Consider the following 16,225-nt stretch of genomic DNA (forward strand, 5'->3'; position numbering starts at 1 on the left):
GCGAGGCGAGGACAAGCGGAGGGCTACCGCCGTGCACACGCGCGGGCCTGGCGCCGTGCACACGCGGACGCGTGGACGCCACCGTCCACGCACTCCCCGCCCTCGCCGTACCCCCTCCCGCCCCGCCCCCGTCAGCCGTCAGCCGACGGACGTCAGCCGACGGACGAGTAGGCGACGACCCCCCGCAGCAACTGGTCGACCGCCTTGCGCGCGGCCTTGCCCACCGTCGATCCCTCCCTGGAGGGCGCCGCCGCCGAGATCTGCCCGAGCACGTCGATGACCTGCTTGCACCACCGGACGAAGTCGCCCGCGGGCATCTCGGCCTCGCGCAGCACCTCGTCAAGACCCTTGTCGCTGGCCCACATGTACGCGGCCCAGGCGAACCCGAGATCCGGCTCGCGCTGCCCGACGCCCTCGGTCTGGGTGATCCGGAAGTCCTCCTCCAGGGCGTCCAGCCGGCCCCAGATCCGCACCATCTCGCCGAGCGCGGCCTTGGCCTTGCCCGACGGCAGCTTCGGCGCCATCGCGTCGTCGCCGACCCGCGCCTCGTACACCAGCGCGGACACGCACGCGGCGAGTTCGGCGGGGCCGAGGCCCTCCCAGACGCCCTCGCGCAGGCACTCGCTGGCGAGCAGGTCCAGCTCGCCGTAGAGCCGGGCGAGGCGGCGTCCGTGCTCGGTGACCTCGTCGCCGCGCAGGTAGTCCAGCTCGGTGAGGAGGGCGACGATCCGGTCGAAGGTCCGCGCGATGGTGTTGGTGCGGCCCTCGATGCGCCGCTCCAGCTGGGAGGTGTCGCGCAGCAGCCGGTGATACCGCTCGGCCCACCGCGCGTGGTCCTCCCGGTCGTCGCAGCCGTGGCAGGGGTGGGCGCGGATGGCGGTGCGCAGCCGGGCGATCTCCCGGTCGTCGGCGGCCTGCGAGCGCTGCTTGCGGGCCCGCTCCGGGGGGATGTGACCGGCCTTGGTGCGCAGGGCGGAGGCCAGGTCGCGCCGGGACTGCGGCGACCGCGGGTTGAACGACTTGGGGATCCGCATCCGGTCGAGGGCCTCGACCGGCACGGGGAAGTCCATCGAGGCGAGCCGCTTGACCTGCCGCTCGGCGGTCAGGACCAGCGGGCGGGGACCGTCGTGGTGGTCGAAGCCGCGATGCCCGTTGGACCGCCCGGCGGGCAGCCCCGGGTCCAGCACCAGCGCGAGGCCCGCGTACTTGCCGGTGGGGACGTGGATGACGTCACCGGGCTTGAGCTTCTCCAGGGCCACGGCCGCCTCGGCGCGCCGCTGGCTGGCGCCCTGGCGGGCCAGTTCGGTCTCCCGGTCCTTCAGGTCGCGGCGCAGCCGCGCGTACTCCTCGAAGTCGCCGAGGTGGCAGGTCATGGAGGCCTTGTAGCCGTCCAGCCCCTCCTCGTTGCGCTGCACCTGCCGGGAGATGCCGACGACCGACTTGTCGGCCTGGAACTGCGCGAACGACGTCTCCAGCAGCTCCCGCGAGCGGTGCCGCCCGAACTGCTCGACGAGGTTGACGGCCATGTTGTACGACGGCTTGAAGCTGGAGCGCAGCGGATAGGTGCGGGTGCCCGCGAGACCGGCCAGGTGCTCGGGGCTGCTGCCGCGCTGCCACAGGACGACGGCATGGCCCTCGACATCGATGCCGCGCCGCCCGGCACGCCCGGTGAGCTGGGTGTACTCGCCGGGGGTGATGTCGGCGTGCTGTTCGCCGTTCCACTTGACGAGCTTCTCCAACACCACCGACCGGGCGGGCATGTTGATGCCCAGGGCGAGGGTCTCGGTGGCGAACACGGCTTTCACCAGGCCGCGGACGAAGAGCTCCTCGACGACCTCCTTGAACGTCGGCAGCATGCCCGCGTGGTGGGCCGCGATGCCGCGTTCCAGGCCTTCGAGCCACTCGTAATAGCCGAGGACGTGCAGGTCCTCGGTGGGGATCGACGCCGTGCGCTCCTCGACCAGGGCGCGCACCTTGACCCGGGCCTCGTCGTCGTTGAGCCGCAGGCCCGCGTGCAGGCACTGCTGGACGGCGGCCTCGCAGGCGGCGCGGCTGAAGATGAAGGTGATGGCGGGCAGCAGGCCCTCGGAGTCGAGCCGTTCGATGACCTCGGGCCGGCTCGGCGTCCACACCCGCGACCGCTGCCGGCGCTCGCGCTCCCGGTCGGCCTCCCGCATGGCCCGGCCGCGTCTGCGGTCCTGGTACGAGGGCCTGCTCGCCTCCATCCGCGCGAGGCGGGTGAGGTCGGGGTTGACGGCCTTCTTGTGGCCCTCGCCCTCCTCGAACAGGTCGTACATGCGGCGTCCGGCGAGGACGTGCTGGAACAGCGGCACCGGCCGGTGCTCGGAGACGATCACCTCGGTGTGGCCGCGGACGGTGTCGAGCCAGTCGCCGAACTCCTCGGCGTTGGAGACGGTCGCCGACAGGGAGACCAGGGTGACGGACTCGGGGAGGTGGATGATCACCTCCTCCCAGACGGCACCGCGGTAGCGGTCGGAGAGGTAGTGGACCTCGTCCATGACCACGTAGCCGAGGCCGAGGAGGGTCTGCGAGCCCGCGTACAGCATGTTCCGCAGCACCTCGGTGGTCATCACGACCACCGGGGCGTCGGAGTTGACGCTGTTGTCACCGGTGAGCAGACCGACCTTGTCCGCGCCGTAACGGCGGGACAGATCGGCGTACTTCTGGTTCGACAGCGCCTTGATGGGTGTCGTGTAGAAGCACTTCTTGCCCTGGAGCAGGGCGAGGTGGACGGCGAACTCGCCCACGATCGTCTTGCCGGAACCGGTGGGGGCGGCGACCAGGACGCCCTTCCCCGCCTCGAGTGCCTGGCAGGCCTCGATCTGGAAGGGGTCGAGGCCGAAGTCGTACATCTCGCGGAAGGAGGCGAGCGCGGTGGCCTGCTCGGCGGCCCGTTTCCGGGCAGCCGCGTACCGCTCGGCCGGTGAGAGGTCCTCTGTCATCGTGCTTTCGAGCGTACCGGGCCCCACTGACAACAGGACGATCATTATCCGGATCAGAGCCCGTGAAACCTCGACTTCACGCAGCTCACAGACCTGCGACGCGGACCGCTCCGGCGATGCAGCGCGCCGTCAGCGGCAGCGGCCCGAGCGGCTCCCCGTCGGCGTACCCGGTGCTGCCGGGGGCACTGATCTCGACCTTCGCGGCCCGGTACACGCTCACCCGAGGGTGGTCGACGTGGGTGCCCCGGTAGACGCGTGGGAAGACCCTCAGCAGCGTCGCGCGCGTGCAGTCGCCGACGACGGTGACGTCGAACAGGCCGTCGGCCGGGTCGGCTCCGGGGCAGATCCGCATCCCGCCACCGTAGGACGACCCGTTGCCGATCGCGACGAGCGTGGCCTCGGTCTCGCGGACCTCTCCGTCGTCGAGCCGGATCCGGTAGGGGAAGGGGCGGAACGCGGCGAGTTCGGCGAGCATCGCCAGGTCGTACCGGAGGCGGCCGGCGGGCCATCGCATGCGGTTGCCGCGGTCGTTGACGCGGGAGTCGAAACCGGAGGCCAGGACGGTGCCGAACCAGCGCTCCCCCACCCGCCCGAGGTCGATGTCCGTCGTCCGGCCCGCCGCGAGCCCCTCGGCGATCAGCCGTCCCGCGCGGGCCGGGTCGCGCACCGGGAGTCCCAGGGTGCGGGCGAGGTCGTTGCCGGTGCCGACGGCGACCAGGCCAAGGGAGGTGCGGGTGCCGGCGACGGCCTGGAGGGCGAGGTGGGCCATGCCGTCGCCGCCGACGGCCACCAGGGCCGCGGTGCCGCCCGCGACGGCGGCCCGCGCGCGGGCGAGGGCGTCGGCGGCGTCGGCACCGAGGACGGTGCGGACGACGAAGCCGGCCGCCCGCAACGCGGAAGCGGCCGGCTGCGCCGCGTGGGCGCCCCGGCCGCGACCCGCTGCGGGGTTCACGAAAAGGGTGATCTCGCTGGTCACGTCACTGACCCTACGAGTCGCTCCCTGATCTTCAGGTCACGTCGTCATAACCGTTGACCCGGTCCACGCCCGTCGACTGCTCGGGCAGGGCGCGGTGCGCGGAGACCGACTCGACGTCGCCGATGTCCTCGGGCGTGAGGTCGAGGTCGGAGGCCTCGTCGTCGGCGGGGCCCGCGGCGTCACGGCGCTGCCTGCGGCGGTCGTTGGCCAGGGAGAAGGCCACGGCGCCGAAGTAGAGGACCCAGATCGGTCCGGCGAGCGCCATCATGGTCAGCGGGTCCGTGCTCGGCGTCGCGACGGCCGCGAACACGGTGATGCCCATGATCATGCCGCGCCACCAGCCGAGCATGCGCTTGCCGGTGATCATGCCGGTCAGGTTGAGGAAGACCAGCAGCAGCGGCAGCTCGAAGGAGAGACCGAAGACGACGACCATGCGCGTGACGAGGTCGAGGAGATCGTCCAGCGGCAGCAGGTTGTCGACGCCGAACGGCGTGAACTCGATCAGCACCTTGGCCGTCGTGGGGAGCACCTTGTACGCGAAGTAGGCGCCACCGAGGAAGAGCGGGACGCCGGAGGCGACGAAGGCGTAGGCGTACTTCTTCTCACTGCGGTGCAGACCGGGGGCGATGAACGCCCACAGCTGGTAGAGCCAGACCGGCGAGGCCAGGACGACGCCGGCCATCAGGGAGACCTTCAGGGCGAGGGTGAACGGCGCGAGAAGACCGTTGATGGTGATCTTCGCGCAGCTCTCGCCGGTCTCCGACTGCTTCGCCAGCTCGGAGAACGAGGTCGGGCATCCGACCGAGTCCAGTACCGGCTTGGTGAAGAAGTTGATGATGTCGTTGTAGAAGAAGGCTGCGACGATCGTGACGGCGACGATGGCCAGCATCGCCTTCGCGAGCCGGTTGCGGAGCTCACGAAGGTGCTCCGCGAGGGGCATCCGCCCCTCGGGATCCTTCTCCTGCTTGCGGGCAGACTTCAGCAACCCACGTTCCCATCTCGTGCGGCGGGCCGGGGTTCACCGGCCCTGCGTCAGCGCTTGGTGGTGTCCGTCGGCTCGGTGACCGGGCGCGAGCTCGTCACGTCACCGGGGGCGGCCTGGATGATGCGCTGAGCCGGGGCCTGCTCGTCCGCGGGCTGCGGGGGGTCGGCCGGGGCAGCGGCCTTGCCGTCGTCCTTCATCGCCTTCGCCTCGCTCTTGAGGATGCGGGCGGACTTGCCGAGCGAGCGCGCCATGTCGGGAAGCTTCTTCGCGCCGAACAGCAGAATGATGACGACGAGGATGAGAATGATCTCGGGGGCGCCGAGCCTTCCGAACATAAGTCTTTACCTTCTCACCGAGGCGGCTGGGGTGGGGTGCTGTCCGACCGGTCGGACATGTGTCCGAACGATCGTGTCGACAGCGATCGTAACGCTCAGGGGTAAACGCGAGGCAATCCCTGTGCGTACTCCCGGTCAGCGGTCCGGGCCTCGTTCTCCGAGCCGCGACCAGCAGCGTACCTGCCCACACCACCAGGGTGACAGGGCGAAGTGGCCCAAACCGCATGGAACGCAGGACTCACACGGAGCGCACAGCGGGGCTCACAGCGCGTCCACAGAACGGGCGGCGCTCCCGGCGGCCCGCTCCAGGTCCTCCGCGGCCCGGCTGATGCGCTGCGCGGAGTCCGCGACCTGCTGCCCGAGCCGCCGCGCCTCCACGAAGACCCGCACGGCGAGCACACCGAGCACGACGAGACCCAGGAAACCCACAGCTACGGCGAGCATCGACCAGAACATGAGGATGAGCCTAGAGGCTCCCGACCGAAGCCGGACGACCAGGACCCGTCCGCCACAGATGCCCTAGGGCGTGTGGAGCCGCAGCGTCCGCACGCCGCCGCCGGTGAGGAGCTCCACGACCCGCTCGCCCGCCGGCTTGCGCACGGCGGAGCCGCACTCGGGGCAGGTGAACGAGTAGAACGTCGTCCTGCTGCTGCCGCCGATCGCCAGCCGCAGCGCGCTCGCGGCCAGCTCGAACCGGCCGCGGCAGTCGGGGCACCCGGCCCGGAACAACGTGGGCGCCACGCTTCTCATCCCCGCGAAGGCAGCCGCCACCGACATCCCCTGCACCCCAGACATGACCGACTCGCTCAAAGCCCTCGCGCTCCTTCCATGGGTCGTTCGCCTCCGGGCCGCCACGGTCGGCGCCGGGCAGGGCGTACCGCTCACGCCTGTGCGGCCCCGTCGTACGCCGCCAGCGCCTCGCGGGCCGCGCTGCGCGCGCTGTCGGCCAGCTCGGGCGGCGAGACGATACGGCCGTCGGCGCCCAGCCGCAGCGCCAGCCGGCGCAGGGACGCCGGGTCAGGGGTGCGGAGGGTAATACGCAGCCCGCCGTCCGGAAGCTCATCCGCACTGTCGTGCGGGTAGTACTCGGCGACCCAGCGCCCACCGGGCCCCACCTCGACGACGACCTCGGGATCCTCGGCGGCCGGCTGCACCAGCGCCTCGGACAGGTCCCGCAGCTCCATCTCGGGCGGCGCGGACGGCTCGTCGAGGATCTTGATCTCGGCGACCCGGTCCAGCCGGAAGGTCCTGCGCGCCTCGGAACGCCGGCACCAGGCCTCGACGTACGTGTGCCCGACGCTGACCAGCCGGATGGGGTCGATCTCCCGCTCCGAGAGCTCGTCACGGGCCGGCGAGTAGTAGCGGATCCACAGCCGGCGCCGCTCGGAGATCGCCCGGTCGACGTCCGCGAAGACCCCGCCCTCGGACTCGAAGGTCACCGACAGCCGCGCGCTGGCCCCTGCCTGCTCGCCCGCCGCGGCCTCCACCTTCGCCGTCGCCCGCAGCAGCGCCTGCCGGTCGCCCTCGCGCAGCCCCGGCAGCGTGGCCACCGCGCGCGCGGCGACCAGCAGCGCGGTCGCCTCGTCGGCGGCCAGCCGCAGCGGCGCCGCGACGTCGTCCGGGTTGTGCCACCAGATCCGCTCGCCGTCGGTGTCGATGTCGAGGAGGTCGCCGCCGCGGAAACTGGTGCCGCACATCGGCAGCACGTCGAGGTCGGAGACCAGCTCGTCCTCGGTGATCCCGAACGCGCGGGCCACGTCCTCGACGCGGGCGCCGGGCCGCTCCTTCAGATACGTCACCAGGGACAGCATCCGCCGGGTCTGGTCGATGGCGCTCGCGGGCCTGACCGGTTTGCCTGCCACTGTGTTGCTCGCTCCCCCTCAGCCCTTGGCCACGGCACGCAGCCGGTCCACCACGTCGGCCCGCAGCTCGGCCGGTTCCAGGACGACCACGTCCGGCCCGAACTCCACCAGCCACGCGTCCAGACCATGGCCGTACGGGATCTCCAACTCGTCCCAGCCCCCGCCGAGTTCCCGCACCGCGGTGGCCTTCGCCCGCAGCGGGTACCCGGCGTCCGTGCGCAGCCGGATCAGCGCGCTGCGGTCGGCGGTCTCCCCCGCCCAGCTCGCCACCGTCTCGCGGACGGTGACCACATCCGGGATCGGCGCGGTGAACGCCGCACCGCGCGAGCGCACCTTGCCGGTGATCCGCGACAGCCGGAACACCCGCTCGGCACCCCGGTCACGGTCCCAGCCCGCCAGATACCAGTGGCCGCGCCAGCACTCCAGCGCCCACGGCTCCACCTGCCGGGTCTCGGGGCGGGCGGCGGTGGCCTTGCGGTAGTCGAAGACGACCGGCCGACGGTCCCGGCAGGCCAGCATCAGCGGCTCGAACGCCACCTCGTGCACGGGGATCCGGGGTTCGAGCGCACCGTGCGCCTCGTACGGGTCGACGTCCTCGGGCAGCCCGGCCGCGCGCAGCTTCTGCAACGCCCCGCTGGCCGCGCCCGCGAGCCGCGCCTGCTGCCACACCTTGGCGGCGAGGCCGAGCGCGGCGGCCTCCTCGGCGTCGAGCGTGATGGCGGGCAGCCGGTTGCTGTCCCGGCGGGCGAGATAGCCGACTTCGCCGTCGAGGTTCTCCACGGTCTCGATGACCAGGCCGAGTTCGCGCAGATCGTCCTTGTCCCGCTCGAACATCCGGTTGAAGGAGTCGTCGGAGCCCGCTTCGAGGTAAGCCTCGATCGACTCCCGCAGCTCACGCTTGCTGAGCGGCCTGCGCGTCCCCAGCAGGCACAGCGCCAGGTTCATCAGCCGCTCGGCCTTGGCAATGGCCATCGACGCCCTTCGCCTCCCTATGTCCTTGACAAGGTCGACCGTACCGTCCCCGGGTGGCGCGGCAAAAGCCGAGGGCCCATGCCTGGACAGGCATGGGCCCCGACCGATCGGGAGTGATCGTACGACGATCAGTCGCCGGACCGGATGATCAGACGGCGATCAGGTCGACCACGAAGATCAGCGTCTCGCCCGGCTTGATGGCCGGGGTCGGGCTCTGGTTGCCGTAGGCGAGGTGGGCAGGGATGGTCAGCTGGCGACGGCCGCCGACCTTCATGCCCTGCACGCCCTGGTCCCAGCCCTTGATGACCCGGCCGCCGCCCAGCGGGAAGCGGAACGGGGCGCCGCGGTTCCAGCTCGCGTCGAACTCCTCGCCGGTGCTGAAGGACACGCCCACGTAGTGCACGGTGACGGTCTGGCCGGCCTGGGCCACCTCGCCGTCGCCCTCCCAGATGTCCTTGATCTCGAGGTCCGCCGGGGGCGCGCCGTCGGGGAAGTCGATCTCGGGCTTGTCGATGCTCACGTCACTAGCTCCTGCTTGTCCGCTGAAAGGCAACACGCACAGTCTTACATCTTCGGGGCATCACATCTTCGCGAGGATGTCCACGGTGAAGACGAGCGTCGAGTCCTTCTCGATGCCGCTGCCGCTCGGCGGGTTGTCGCCGTAGCCCAGGTCCGGCGGGACCACGATGAGGACCCGGCTGCCGACCTTCTTGCCGGTCAGCCCCTGCGACCAGCCCTTGACGACCTGCTGCAACGAGAACGAGGTGAGCGCCTTGCGGCCGTACGTCGAGTCGAACTCCTTGCCGGAGTCCCACAGCACGCCCTTGTACTGGACCAGCACCGTGCTCTCGGCCGTCAGTTCGTCACCGTCACCCTCGATGACGTAGTTCGCTACGAGCTTCTTCGGCGCGTCGGCCTTCGGCACGTCGATGCTGGGCGCCTTGCCGTCGGTGTTGGTGCCCACCTTCGGCAGATCGGCGTCGTCCTGCGCCACGTCGGTGCCCTTGGCGGAGCTCTTGGCGTTGAAGGTGCCCTGGATGTCGACGGCGAACACCAGCGTGTCCGTGCCCTTGATGCCCGCCTGGGAGTTGCCCTCGGTGCCGTAGCCCCACGTGGGCGGCACGGAGAAAAGGACCCGGCTGCCGGCCTTCTTGCCCGTGAGGGCGTAGCGCCAGCCGTCGATGATGCTGTTCTGCGCGAGCTGGATCACCAGTGGCGTCTTGCGGTCGTAGGAGTTGTCGAAGACCTTCGCCGTCGTCCAGATCTGACCGAGGTAGTTCGCCTGGATGAAGTCGTTCTCCGCGACCGTCTGGCCGTTGCCCGCGATGGCCGTCTGCACCGCGAGCTGGTCGGACGGGTCACCGCTGCCCTTCGCGATCGTCGGCTTCTCGTCGAACTTCGTGCCCGCCGTGATCTTCGGCAGCGGACCGTCGACGATCTTCGGCGCCGGCGCGGCGGAGGTCGCCGACGTCGACGGCGACGCGCTGTCGCTCGCCCCGCTCGACGAGTCGGACTTGTCCTCACCGCAGGCGGCGAGCGTGGTCAGTCCTGCGGGCACGGCGATGAGCAGTGAGCGTCGGCGCACGGTAAAGGCCTCGTAATCGGTCGATCTTGTTGTTGGCGTGCGCGCAACTCTACGGCGTGCGAAGGGCGCCGTACGGGAAACGTACGGCGCCCGTGTTGCGTTCCGGAACCCGGCCGGAACACAACGCTCGACAACGGGCGATCACCCACGGGCGATCGCACTCACCCGATCACATACCGGCGATCAGCTTTTCCACCCGGTCGTCCACCGAACGGAACGGGTCCTTGCACAACACGGTGCGCTGCGCCTGGTCGTTGAGCTTCAGATGCACCCAGTCAACCGTGAAGTCCCGGCGCTGTTCCTGCGCCCTGCGGATGAAGTCGCCGCGCAACCGCGCCCGAGTGGTCTGCGGGGGCACCGACTTGCCCTCGAAGATCTTCAAGTCGTTGCAGATACGGGCCGCCTGCCCCTTCCTCTCCAGAAGGTAATAGAGCCCGCGACGGCGGTGGATGTCGTGATACGCGAGGTCTATCTGCGCGACCCGCGGGTGGGACATGGTCATGTTGTGCTTGGCCCGGTACCGCTCGATGAGCTTGTACTTCATGACCCAGTCGATCTCGGTGCCGATCCGGTCGAGGTCCTCCGCCTCGATCGAGTCCAGCACCCGGCCCCACAGCTCCAGGACCTGGTCCACGGTGCCGGTACGGATACCGCGCCGCTCGACGAAGTCCACGGCCTTCTCGTAGTACTCGCGCTGCACCTCCAGCGCGGAGGCCTCCCGGCCGCTGGCCAGACGCACCTTGCGCCGGCCGGTGATGTCATGGCTGACCTCACGGATCGCCCGGATCGGGTTCTCCAGGGTCAGATCACGCATCACGGTGCCCGCCTCGATCATGCGCAGCACCAGGTCGGTCGCGCCGACCTTCAGCAGCATGGTCGTCTCGGACATGTTCGAGTCGCCCACGATGACGTGGAGCCGGCGGTAGCGCTCGGCGTCCGCGTGCGGCTCGTCACGCGTGTTGATGATCGGACGCGAGCGGGTCGTCGCCGAGGAGACACCCTCCCAGATGTGCTCGGCGCGCTGGCTGACGCAGTACACCGCGCCACGCGGCGTCTGGAGCACCTTGCCGGCGCCGCAGAGCAGCTGTCGCGTGACGAGGAACGGGATGAGGATGTCCGCGAGCCGGGAGAACTCACCATGGCGTGCGACGAGATAGTTCTCGTGGCAGCCGTAGGAGTTGCCCGCCGAGTCGGTGTTGTTCTTGAAGAGGTAGACGTCGCCCGCGATTCCTTCCTCGTGCAGGCGTCGTTCGGCGTCCACCAGGAGTCCTTCGAGAATGCGCTCGCCTGCTTTGTCGTGCGTGACCAGTTCGGTCACGTTGTCACATTCGGGTGTCGCGTATTCCGGATGTGACCCGACATCGAGATAGAGGCGGGCGCCGTTTCGCAGAAAGACATTGCTGCTGCGGCCCCATGACACGACACGGCGGAAGAGGTACCGCGCCACCTCGTCGGGAGACAGGCGCCGCTGTCCCCTGAACGTACACGTGACGCCGTACTCGTTCTCCAGCCCGAAAATGCGGCGGTCCATGACTGAACATTACGCCCGATCCCCTGCGCTGAAACGGGGTTCGGCCGCACGGTTTGGATCATTTTCCGATGAAGCCGCAACCACCCCGCGTCCACCGGGAGCTGCGAGGACCCGACCCGTGGCCAGCAGAACCAGCAGCGACACCCCGCCGGCGACACCCGGCACGGCGAACCCCCACACCGCCCCGCCCGCCTCCACGACCGGCCCCGCCAGGCCCGTTCCCACCGACGCGCCCACCGTGAACGTCGTCACCAGCCACGAGAACGCCTCCGTCACCGTCCCGCCCGGAGCATGCCGGTCCACCAGCACGAACGCGCACGCGATCGCCGGCGCCAGGAACACACCCGCCAGCACCGTCAGCAGCACCATCGCGACCGTCCCCGGCATCAGCATCAACGGCAGATAACACACCGCCAGCAGCGCCACCAGCACCCGCAGTCGACGCGACGCCTCCCCCGTCCACTGCCGCGCCCCGTACACGGACCCGCCCAGCAGGGCGCCCAGCCCGATCGCCGCCATCAGCCAGCCGTACACCGCGTCCCCGCCGTGCGCGTCCGCGTACGCCACCGACGCCACCGTGATCGACCCCATCGCCATCCCGACGAACAGGAACGCGCCCAGCAGCGCCAGCAGCCCGGGCGAGCGCAGCGCCCCCAGCCAGTGCGCCTCGCGCGGCTCCGAACGCCACGCGCGCGAAGGCGGCGACACGACCACGGAGAGCGCCCCCAGCACCCCCACCACGTTCAGCACCAGCAGCGCCGCCTGCGCCGACCACAGCGACACGCAGACCGTCACCAGCACCGGCCCGACGGTGAACATGACCTCCTGGGCCACGGCGTCCATCGCGTACGCCGTGTGCACCCGCTCCTCCTTGCCCAGCACACCCGGCCACAGCGCCCGCAGGCCGCCCTCCAGCGGCGGCGTGAAGAGCCCGGCCGCCGCCACCGCGACCGAGGCGAGCACGAGCCGGTCCGGCCCCGTGAACGCGAAGAGGGCCATCGCAAGCGCCGAGGCCACCGCCGCGGGCAGCTGCACCCTCGGCTGCCCGTACAGGTCGACGAGCCGCCCCAGCACCGGCTGCCCCACGGCGTTGGCGACGCCGTACACCGCCGCCAGCACCCCCGCGAGAGCGTACGAACCGCCCTCCTCGCGCACGAACAGCACGATCGCGATCGCGGCGATGGCGTTCGGCAGCCGGCCCACCAGCGTCCCGACCAGCAGCCGTGTCGCATGCCTCGCCCGGAGGATCTCCAGGTACCCCGCAGCCATGATCCGCCTCTCCCGCACCGCCACCGGCTCAAGTTTTACGTATAACGTCCACGGTCATACGTACCATGTGCGCTGTTCACCAGTCCAGGCGAAAAGGCAGGCACACGGTGGCACGCAGCAGTACCCGGCCCACCAGCCGGGACGTCGCCCAGGCCGCGGGCGTCTCCCAGGCCGCCGTCTCCCTCGTCCTCGGCGACAAGTGGCGCGGACGCGTCTCCGAGACCACGGCCGAACGCGTCCGCCAGGCCGCCCGCGACCTCGGCTACCGCCCCAACCTCGCCGCCCGCAACCTCCGCCTCGGACGCACCCGCACCGTCCTGCTCGTCGTCCCCGCGCTCACCACCGAGTTCTTCCCCGGCGTCTACACCGGCGCCGCCCGCGTCGCCGCCGAACACGGCTTCGGCGTCGTCCTCTACCCCTCCCCCGAAGGCGTCGGCCCCGCCCCCGACCCCTTCGCCTCCGCCTCCGCCGCCCTCGACGGCGTCATCGCCTCCTCCATGGCCGCCGACGCCCTCACCGCCATCCGCGGCGACCAGCTCCCCCTCGTCATGCTCGACAGCGACCCCGAAGGCAGCCACGGCGCCGCCACCGTCAACCTCGACATCGCCGACGGCGCCCGCCAGATCGCCGACCACCTCCTGGCCCTCGGCCACCGGCGCTTCCTCCACCTCGCCGCCGACGTGCCCTCCTGGACCTTCGACGTCCGCGCCGACGCCCTCCACCGACGCATCCGGGCCACCCCCGGCACCACCCTCACCACCACCGCCGCACCCCTCACCATCGAGGACGCGGTCACCGCCACCGACACCGCCCTGACCGCCCCGGGACCCCGGCCCACCGCCGTCATCTGCGACGACGACAAACTCGCCGCCGGCGTCTACAAAGCCCTCCGCCGCCACGGGCTGCGCATCCCCGAGGACGTCTCCGTCACCGGCGTCGACGACATCACCCTCGCCACCGCCCTCGACCCCGAACTCACCACCCTGCGGCTCGACGCCGAACGCTTCGGCGAACACGGCATGCGCGCCCTCCTCGCCGTCCTGGACGGCCGCACACCCGACCAGGGCGACATCCCCGTCGAACTCATCGTCCGCGGCTCCACCGCGCCGCCCCGCACCCCCTGAACGCCCTGTGCCCCGGCCGGATCAACCCGGCCGGGGCACATAGAAAGGGTCACACCTCGAACCGCGGACTACTCCTCGTCGTCGGCGCTCTCCGCCTCCGTCGCCGCACCCTCGGCCTCCAGCAGCCGGGACAGCTGACGGCCCACGATCCGCTTGAACTTCCGCTGCTGCGGACGCGTACGGTCCAGCACCGCCACCTCGAGACGCTCCGCGGGAATCTCCCGCTGCGTACCGTTGGTGTCCCGCGACAACGCCTGGACCGCGAGCTTCAGCCCCTCGGCCAGGCTCATCCCGTCCTGATGCCGCTGATCGAGATACGTACTGATCTGCTCGGCATTGCCACCGACCGCGACCGAACCGTGCTCGTCCACGATCGAACCGTCATGCGGCAGCCGGTAGATCTGATCACCCTCCGCCGTGTCACCCACCTCGGCCACGACCAGCTCCACCTCGTACGGCTTCTCGGCCGCCGAGGAGAAGATCGTGCCCAGCGTCTGCGCGTACACGTTGGCCAGACCACGCGCCGTCACATCGTCACGGTCATAGGTGTATCCACGCAGATCCGCGTACCGCACACCGCCGATCCGCAGATTCTCGTACTCGTTGTACTTGCCGGCGGCCGCGAAACCGATCCGGTCATAGATCTCACTGAACTTGTGCAGCGCACGGGACGGATTCTCACCGACGAACACGATGCCGTCGGCATACTGCAGCACCACGAGGCTGCGACCACGAGCGATGCCCTTACGGGCGTACTCCGCCCGGTCCGCCATCGCCTGCTGGGGGGAGACATAGAACGGCGTCGACACCGGTTATCCGTCCCTTTCTGTCGAAGTCACTGCGATCACCTTGACAAGACGACGCGCCGCCCCGCTAGAGCAGCGCCGCCCGCGGACCGTCGGGCTGCTCCAGACGCCGCTCCAGGATGGAACGCGCGATCTCGGAGGACTCGTCGTCGCCGAGCCGGCGGAAGCCGTCCTCGGTGATCACGGTGACGATGGGGTAGATCCGACGGGCGACATCGGGACCACCGGTCGCCGAGTCGTCGTCGGCCGCGTCGTACAGCGCCTGCACCACGAGCGTCGTGGCCTCGGCCTCGCTCAGGTCCCTGCGGAACAGCTTCTTCATCGCACCGCGCGCGAAAATCGAACCCGAACCGGTCGCCGCGTACCCGTGCTCCTCGGAACGGCCGCCCGTCACGTCGTACGAGAAGATCCGGCCCCGCTCACGGTCCACGTCGTACCCGGCGAACAACGGCACGACCGCGAGGCCCTGCATCGCCATCCCCAGATTCGACCGGATCATCGTCGACAGACGGTTCGCCTTGCCCTCCAGGGAGAGCTGCGCGCCCTCGACCTTCTCGAAGTGCTCCAGCTCCAGCTGGAACAGCTTCACCATCTCCACGGCGAGACCCGCCGTGCCGGCGATGCCGACGGCCGAGTACTCGTCCGCCGGGAACACCTTCTCGATGTCCCGCTGCGCGATGACGTTCCCCATGGTGGCCCGCCGGTCACCGGCGAGCACGACACCGCCGGGGAAGGTGACGGCCACGATCGTCGTCCCGTGCGGCGCCTCGATCACACCCTGCGTGGGCGGGAGTTGACGCTTGCCGGGCAGCAGCTCGGGCTGGTGCTCGGAGAGGAAGTCCATGAAGGACGAGGACCCAGGCGTCAGGAAGGCAGCTGGTAGACGCCCGGTGCTACGAGTGTTGGCTTCCACGCGATTCCTTCCACGTATGCGGCAGCCCGCCTTATGGCATCGGGCCGGTCTTTGAACTGCCCCAGTGCGGCGTTGCAGCTGAAGCACAGTACGCCTCGGACCCTACCCGTCTTGTGGCAGTGATCCACATGCTCCGGCAGAGCCGCCAAACAGATGCAGCAGACACCCCCTTGAGACGCGATCAACTCGTCACGCTCGGCTTCGGTGATGCCGTACTGGCGCCTCAGGTGCCCTTGCCGACCCTGGATCGCCCTGCACGCCTTGCAGCGTGTGGACAGGCCGTCGGACGCGGTCGCGTTGCGATGCCATTCGGCGTGGGGCTTGATCTCGCCGCAGGTTCGGCAGAGTTTGTGCCCGTCAGGCACGTCCACCTTCCCCCGAACCGTCTTGCCCCGCGCCTCCTGTCGCCGACGGTAGTACTCGGCCGCGCATTCACGGCAGTTGGCCTGCAGACCGTCAGGCCGCGACCGATTGCTCGCGAATGCGCGGGCCGACAGGAACTGCTGACAGGCCGAGCACTTCTTCGATCCCCCGTCGTTCACGGATGTGACTTACTGTCCACCCTTTTGAACGAAGCTTCGAACGAAATCCTCGGCATTTTCTTCCAAGACGTCGTCGATCTCGTCCAGGACCGAGTCCACGTCGTCGCTGAGCTTTTCGTGGCGTTCCTTGAGGTCTTCCGAGCCCTGCGCCTCCGCGGTCTGCTCCTCGACCTCCTCGGTGGAGTGCGTCGCCTTCTGCTGGCCGCCGCCGGTGTCCTTGGTTGCCATAACCTTCACCCCGCTCGTTTCGCCCGACATGGTCGCCAGGTCGGCTTATCCGCCGATCGGTGATGATCAGACCCTACAAGCCAGGTCTGACATCGGCCCCGCAGTTCGCTCAACGTACGGGGGTCACCTCGATG

Annotated in this window: 17 protein-coding genes; 1 reads left to right on the forward strand and 16 read right to left on the reverse strand. The window is 70.0% G+C overall.

The features are described 5' to 3' along the window. Positions 1-152 precede the first annotated feature (152 nt). The 12 genes from ACIPSE_RS35910 to ACIPSE_RS35965 all read right to left on the reverse strand — a co-directional run bounded on the left by ACIPSE_RS35910 (position 153) and on the right by ACIPSE_RS35965 (position 12,478). Positions 153-3,008 (reverse strand): DEAD/DEAH box helicase, encoded by a 2,856-nt coding sequence (locus ACIPSE_RS35910; RefSeq protein WP_401671219.1) that lies wholly within the window; start codon positions 3,006-3,008, stop codon positions 153-155. A gap of 40 nt (positions 3,009-3,048) precedes the next feature. Further along, a complete protein-coding gene (locus ACIPSE_RS35915) occupies positions 3,049-3,939 on the reverse strand; it encodes a diacylglycerol kinase (protein ID WP_401671221.1) in 891 nt (296 codons plus the stop codon). A gap of 31 nt (positions 3,940-3,970) precedes the next feature. After that, entirely contained in the window at positions 3,971-4,924 is a 954-nt protein-coding gene (tatC, locus tag ACIPSE_RS35920; RefSeq protein ID WP_401671223.1) for a twin-arginine translocase subunit TatC, read from the reverse strand. 47 nt (positions 4,925-4,971) lie between these two features. Then, a complete protein-coding gene (tatA, locus tag ACIPSE_RS35925) occupies positions 4,972-5,259 on the reverse strand; it encodes a Sec-independent protein translocase subunit TatA (protein ID WP_401671226.1) in 288 nt (95 codons plus the stop codon). 261 nt (positions 5,260-5,520) lie between these two features. After that, entirely contained in the window at positions 5,521-5,715 is a 195-nt protein-coding gene (locus tag ACIPSE_RS35930; RefSeq protein WP_401671229.1) for a hypothetical protein, read from the reverse strand. Positions 5,716-5,778: 63 nt separating this feature from the next. Then, positions 5,779-6,069: a hypothetical protein gene (locus tag ACIPSE_RS35935; protein ID WP_401671232.1), complete on the reverse strand. Its 291-nt coding sequence runs from the start codon at positions 6,067-6,069 to the stop codon at positions 5,779-5,781. A gap of 71 nt (positions 6,070-6,140) precedes the next feature. Next, positions 6,141-7,121, reverse strand: a complete 981-nt coding sequence (locus tag ACIPSE_RS35940; RefSeq protein ID WP_401671235.1) for a helix-turn-helix transcriptional regulator — start codon at positions 7,119-7,121, stop codon at positions 6,141-6,143. A gap of 18 nt (positions 7,122-7,139) precedes the next feature. Beyond that, positions 7,140-8,093 carry a helix-turn-helix transcriptional regulator gene (locus tag ACIPSE_RS35945; protein ID WP_401671237.1) on the reverse strand — a complete coding sequence of 318 codons (954 nt, stop codon included), beginning with the start codon at positions 8,091-8,093 and terminating at the stop codon, positions 7,140-7,142. Between the two features lie 148 nt (positions 8,094-8,241). After that, positions 8,242-8,613: an FKBP-type peptidyl-prolyl cis-trans isomerase gene (locus ACIPSE_RS35950; RefSeq protein ID WP_401671239.1), complete on the reverse strand. Its 372-nt coding sequence runs from the start codon at positions 8,611-8,613 to the stop codon at positions 8,242-8,244. Positions 8,614-8,673: 60 nt separating this feature from the next. Continuing rightward, a complete protein-coding gene (locus tag ACIPSE_RS35955; protein ID WP_401671241.1) occupies positions 8,674-9,678 on the reverse strand; it encodes an FKBP-type peptidyl-prolyl cis-trans isomerase in 1,005 nt (334 codons plus the stop codon). A gap of 169 nt (positions 9,679-9,847) precedes the next feature. Beyond that, on the reverse strand, positions 9,848-11,209 hold the full coding sequence (gene pafA, locus ACIPSE_RS35960) for a Pup--protein ligase (protein WP_153291526.1): 1,362 nt from the start codon (positions 11,207-11,209) through the stop codon (positions 9,848-9,850). Between the two features lie 9 nt (positions 11,210-11,218). Further along, on the reverse strand, positions 11,219-12,478 hold the full coding sequence (locus ACIPSE_RS35965; protein WP_401671245.1) for an MFS transporter: 1,260 nt from the start codon (positions 12,476-12,478) through the stop codon (positions 11,219-11,221). Between the two features lie 107 nt (positions 12,479-12,585). Here ACIPSE_RS35965 and ACIPSE_RS35970 point away from each other — a divergent pair, with 107 nt between their 5' ends. Beyond that, the gene (locus tag ACIPSE_RS35970; RefSeq protein ID WP_401671247.1) at positions 12,586-13,602 is read left to right on the forward strand and encodes a LacI family DNA-binding transcriptional regulator; all 1,017 of its coding nucleotides are present in this window, start codon (positions 12,586-12,588) and stop codon (positions 13,600-13,602) included. Between the two features lie 68 nt (positions 13,603-13,670). Here ACIPSE_RS35970 and prcA read toward each other — a convergent pair whose 3' ends face one another. The 4 genes from prcA to ACIPSE_RS35990 all read right to left on the reverse strand — a co-directional run bounded on the left by prcA (position 13,671) and on the right by ACIPSE_RS35990 (position 16,091). Further along, the gene (prcA, locus tag ACIPSE_RS35975; RefSeq protein ID WP_401671250.1) at positions 13,671-14,411 is read right to left on the reverse strand and encodes a proteasome subunit alpha; all 741 of its coding nucleotides are present in this window, start codon (positions 14,409-14,411) and stop codon (positions 13,671-13,673) included. Positions 14,412-14,475: 64 nt separating this feature from the next. Then, positions 14,476-15,321, reverse strand: coding sequence for a proteasome subunit beta (gene prcB / locus ACIPSE_RS35980; protein ID WP_401671252.1), 846 nt, complete (start codon positions 15,319-15,321; stop codon positions 14,476-14,478). Next, the gene (locus ACIPSE_RS35985; protein WP_401671255.1) at positions 15,273-15,863 is read right to left on the reverse strand and encodes an endonuclease VII domain-containing protein; all 591 of its coding nucleotides are present in this window, start codon (positions 15,861-15,863) and stop codon (positions 15,273-15,275) included. The genes prcB and ACIPSE_RS35985 overlap by 49 nt, the downstream gene beginning before the upstream one ends. Positions 15,864-15,872: 9 nt before the next feature. Beyond that, positions 15,873-16,091 carry a ubiquitin-like protein Pup gene (locus ACIPSE_RS35990; RefSeq protein ID WP_109500007.1) on the reverse strand — a complete coding sequence of 73 codons (219 nt, stop codon included), beginning with the start codon at positions 16,089-16,091 and terminating at the stop codon, positions 15,873-15,875. Between the last annotated feature and the right edge of the window lie 134 nt (positions 16,092-16,225).

The organism is Streptomyces sp. NPDC090106 (assembly GCF_044747265.1).
Lineage (GTDB): Bacteria > Actinomycetota > Actinomycetes > Streptomycetales > Streptomycetaceae > Streptomyces.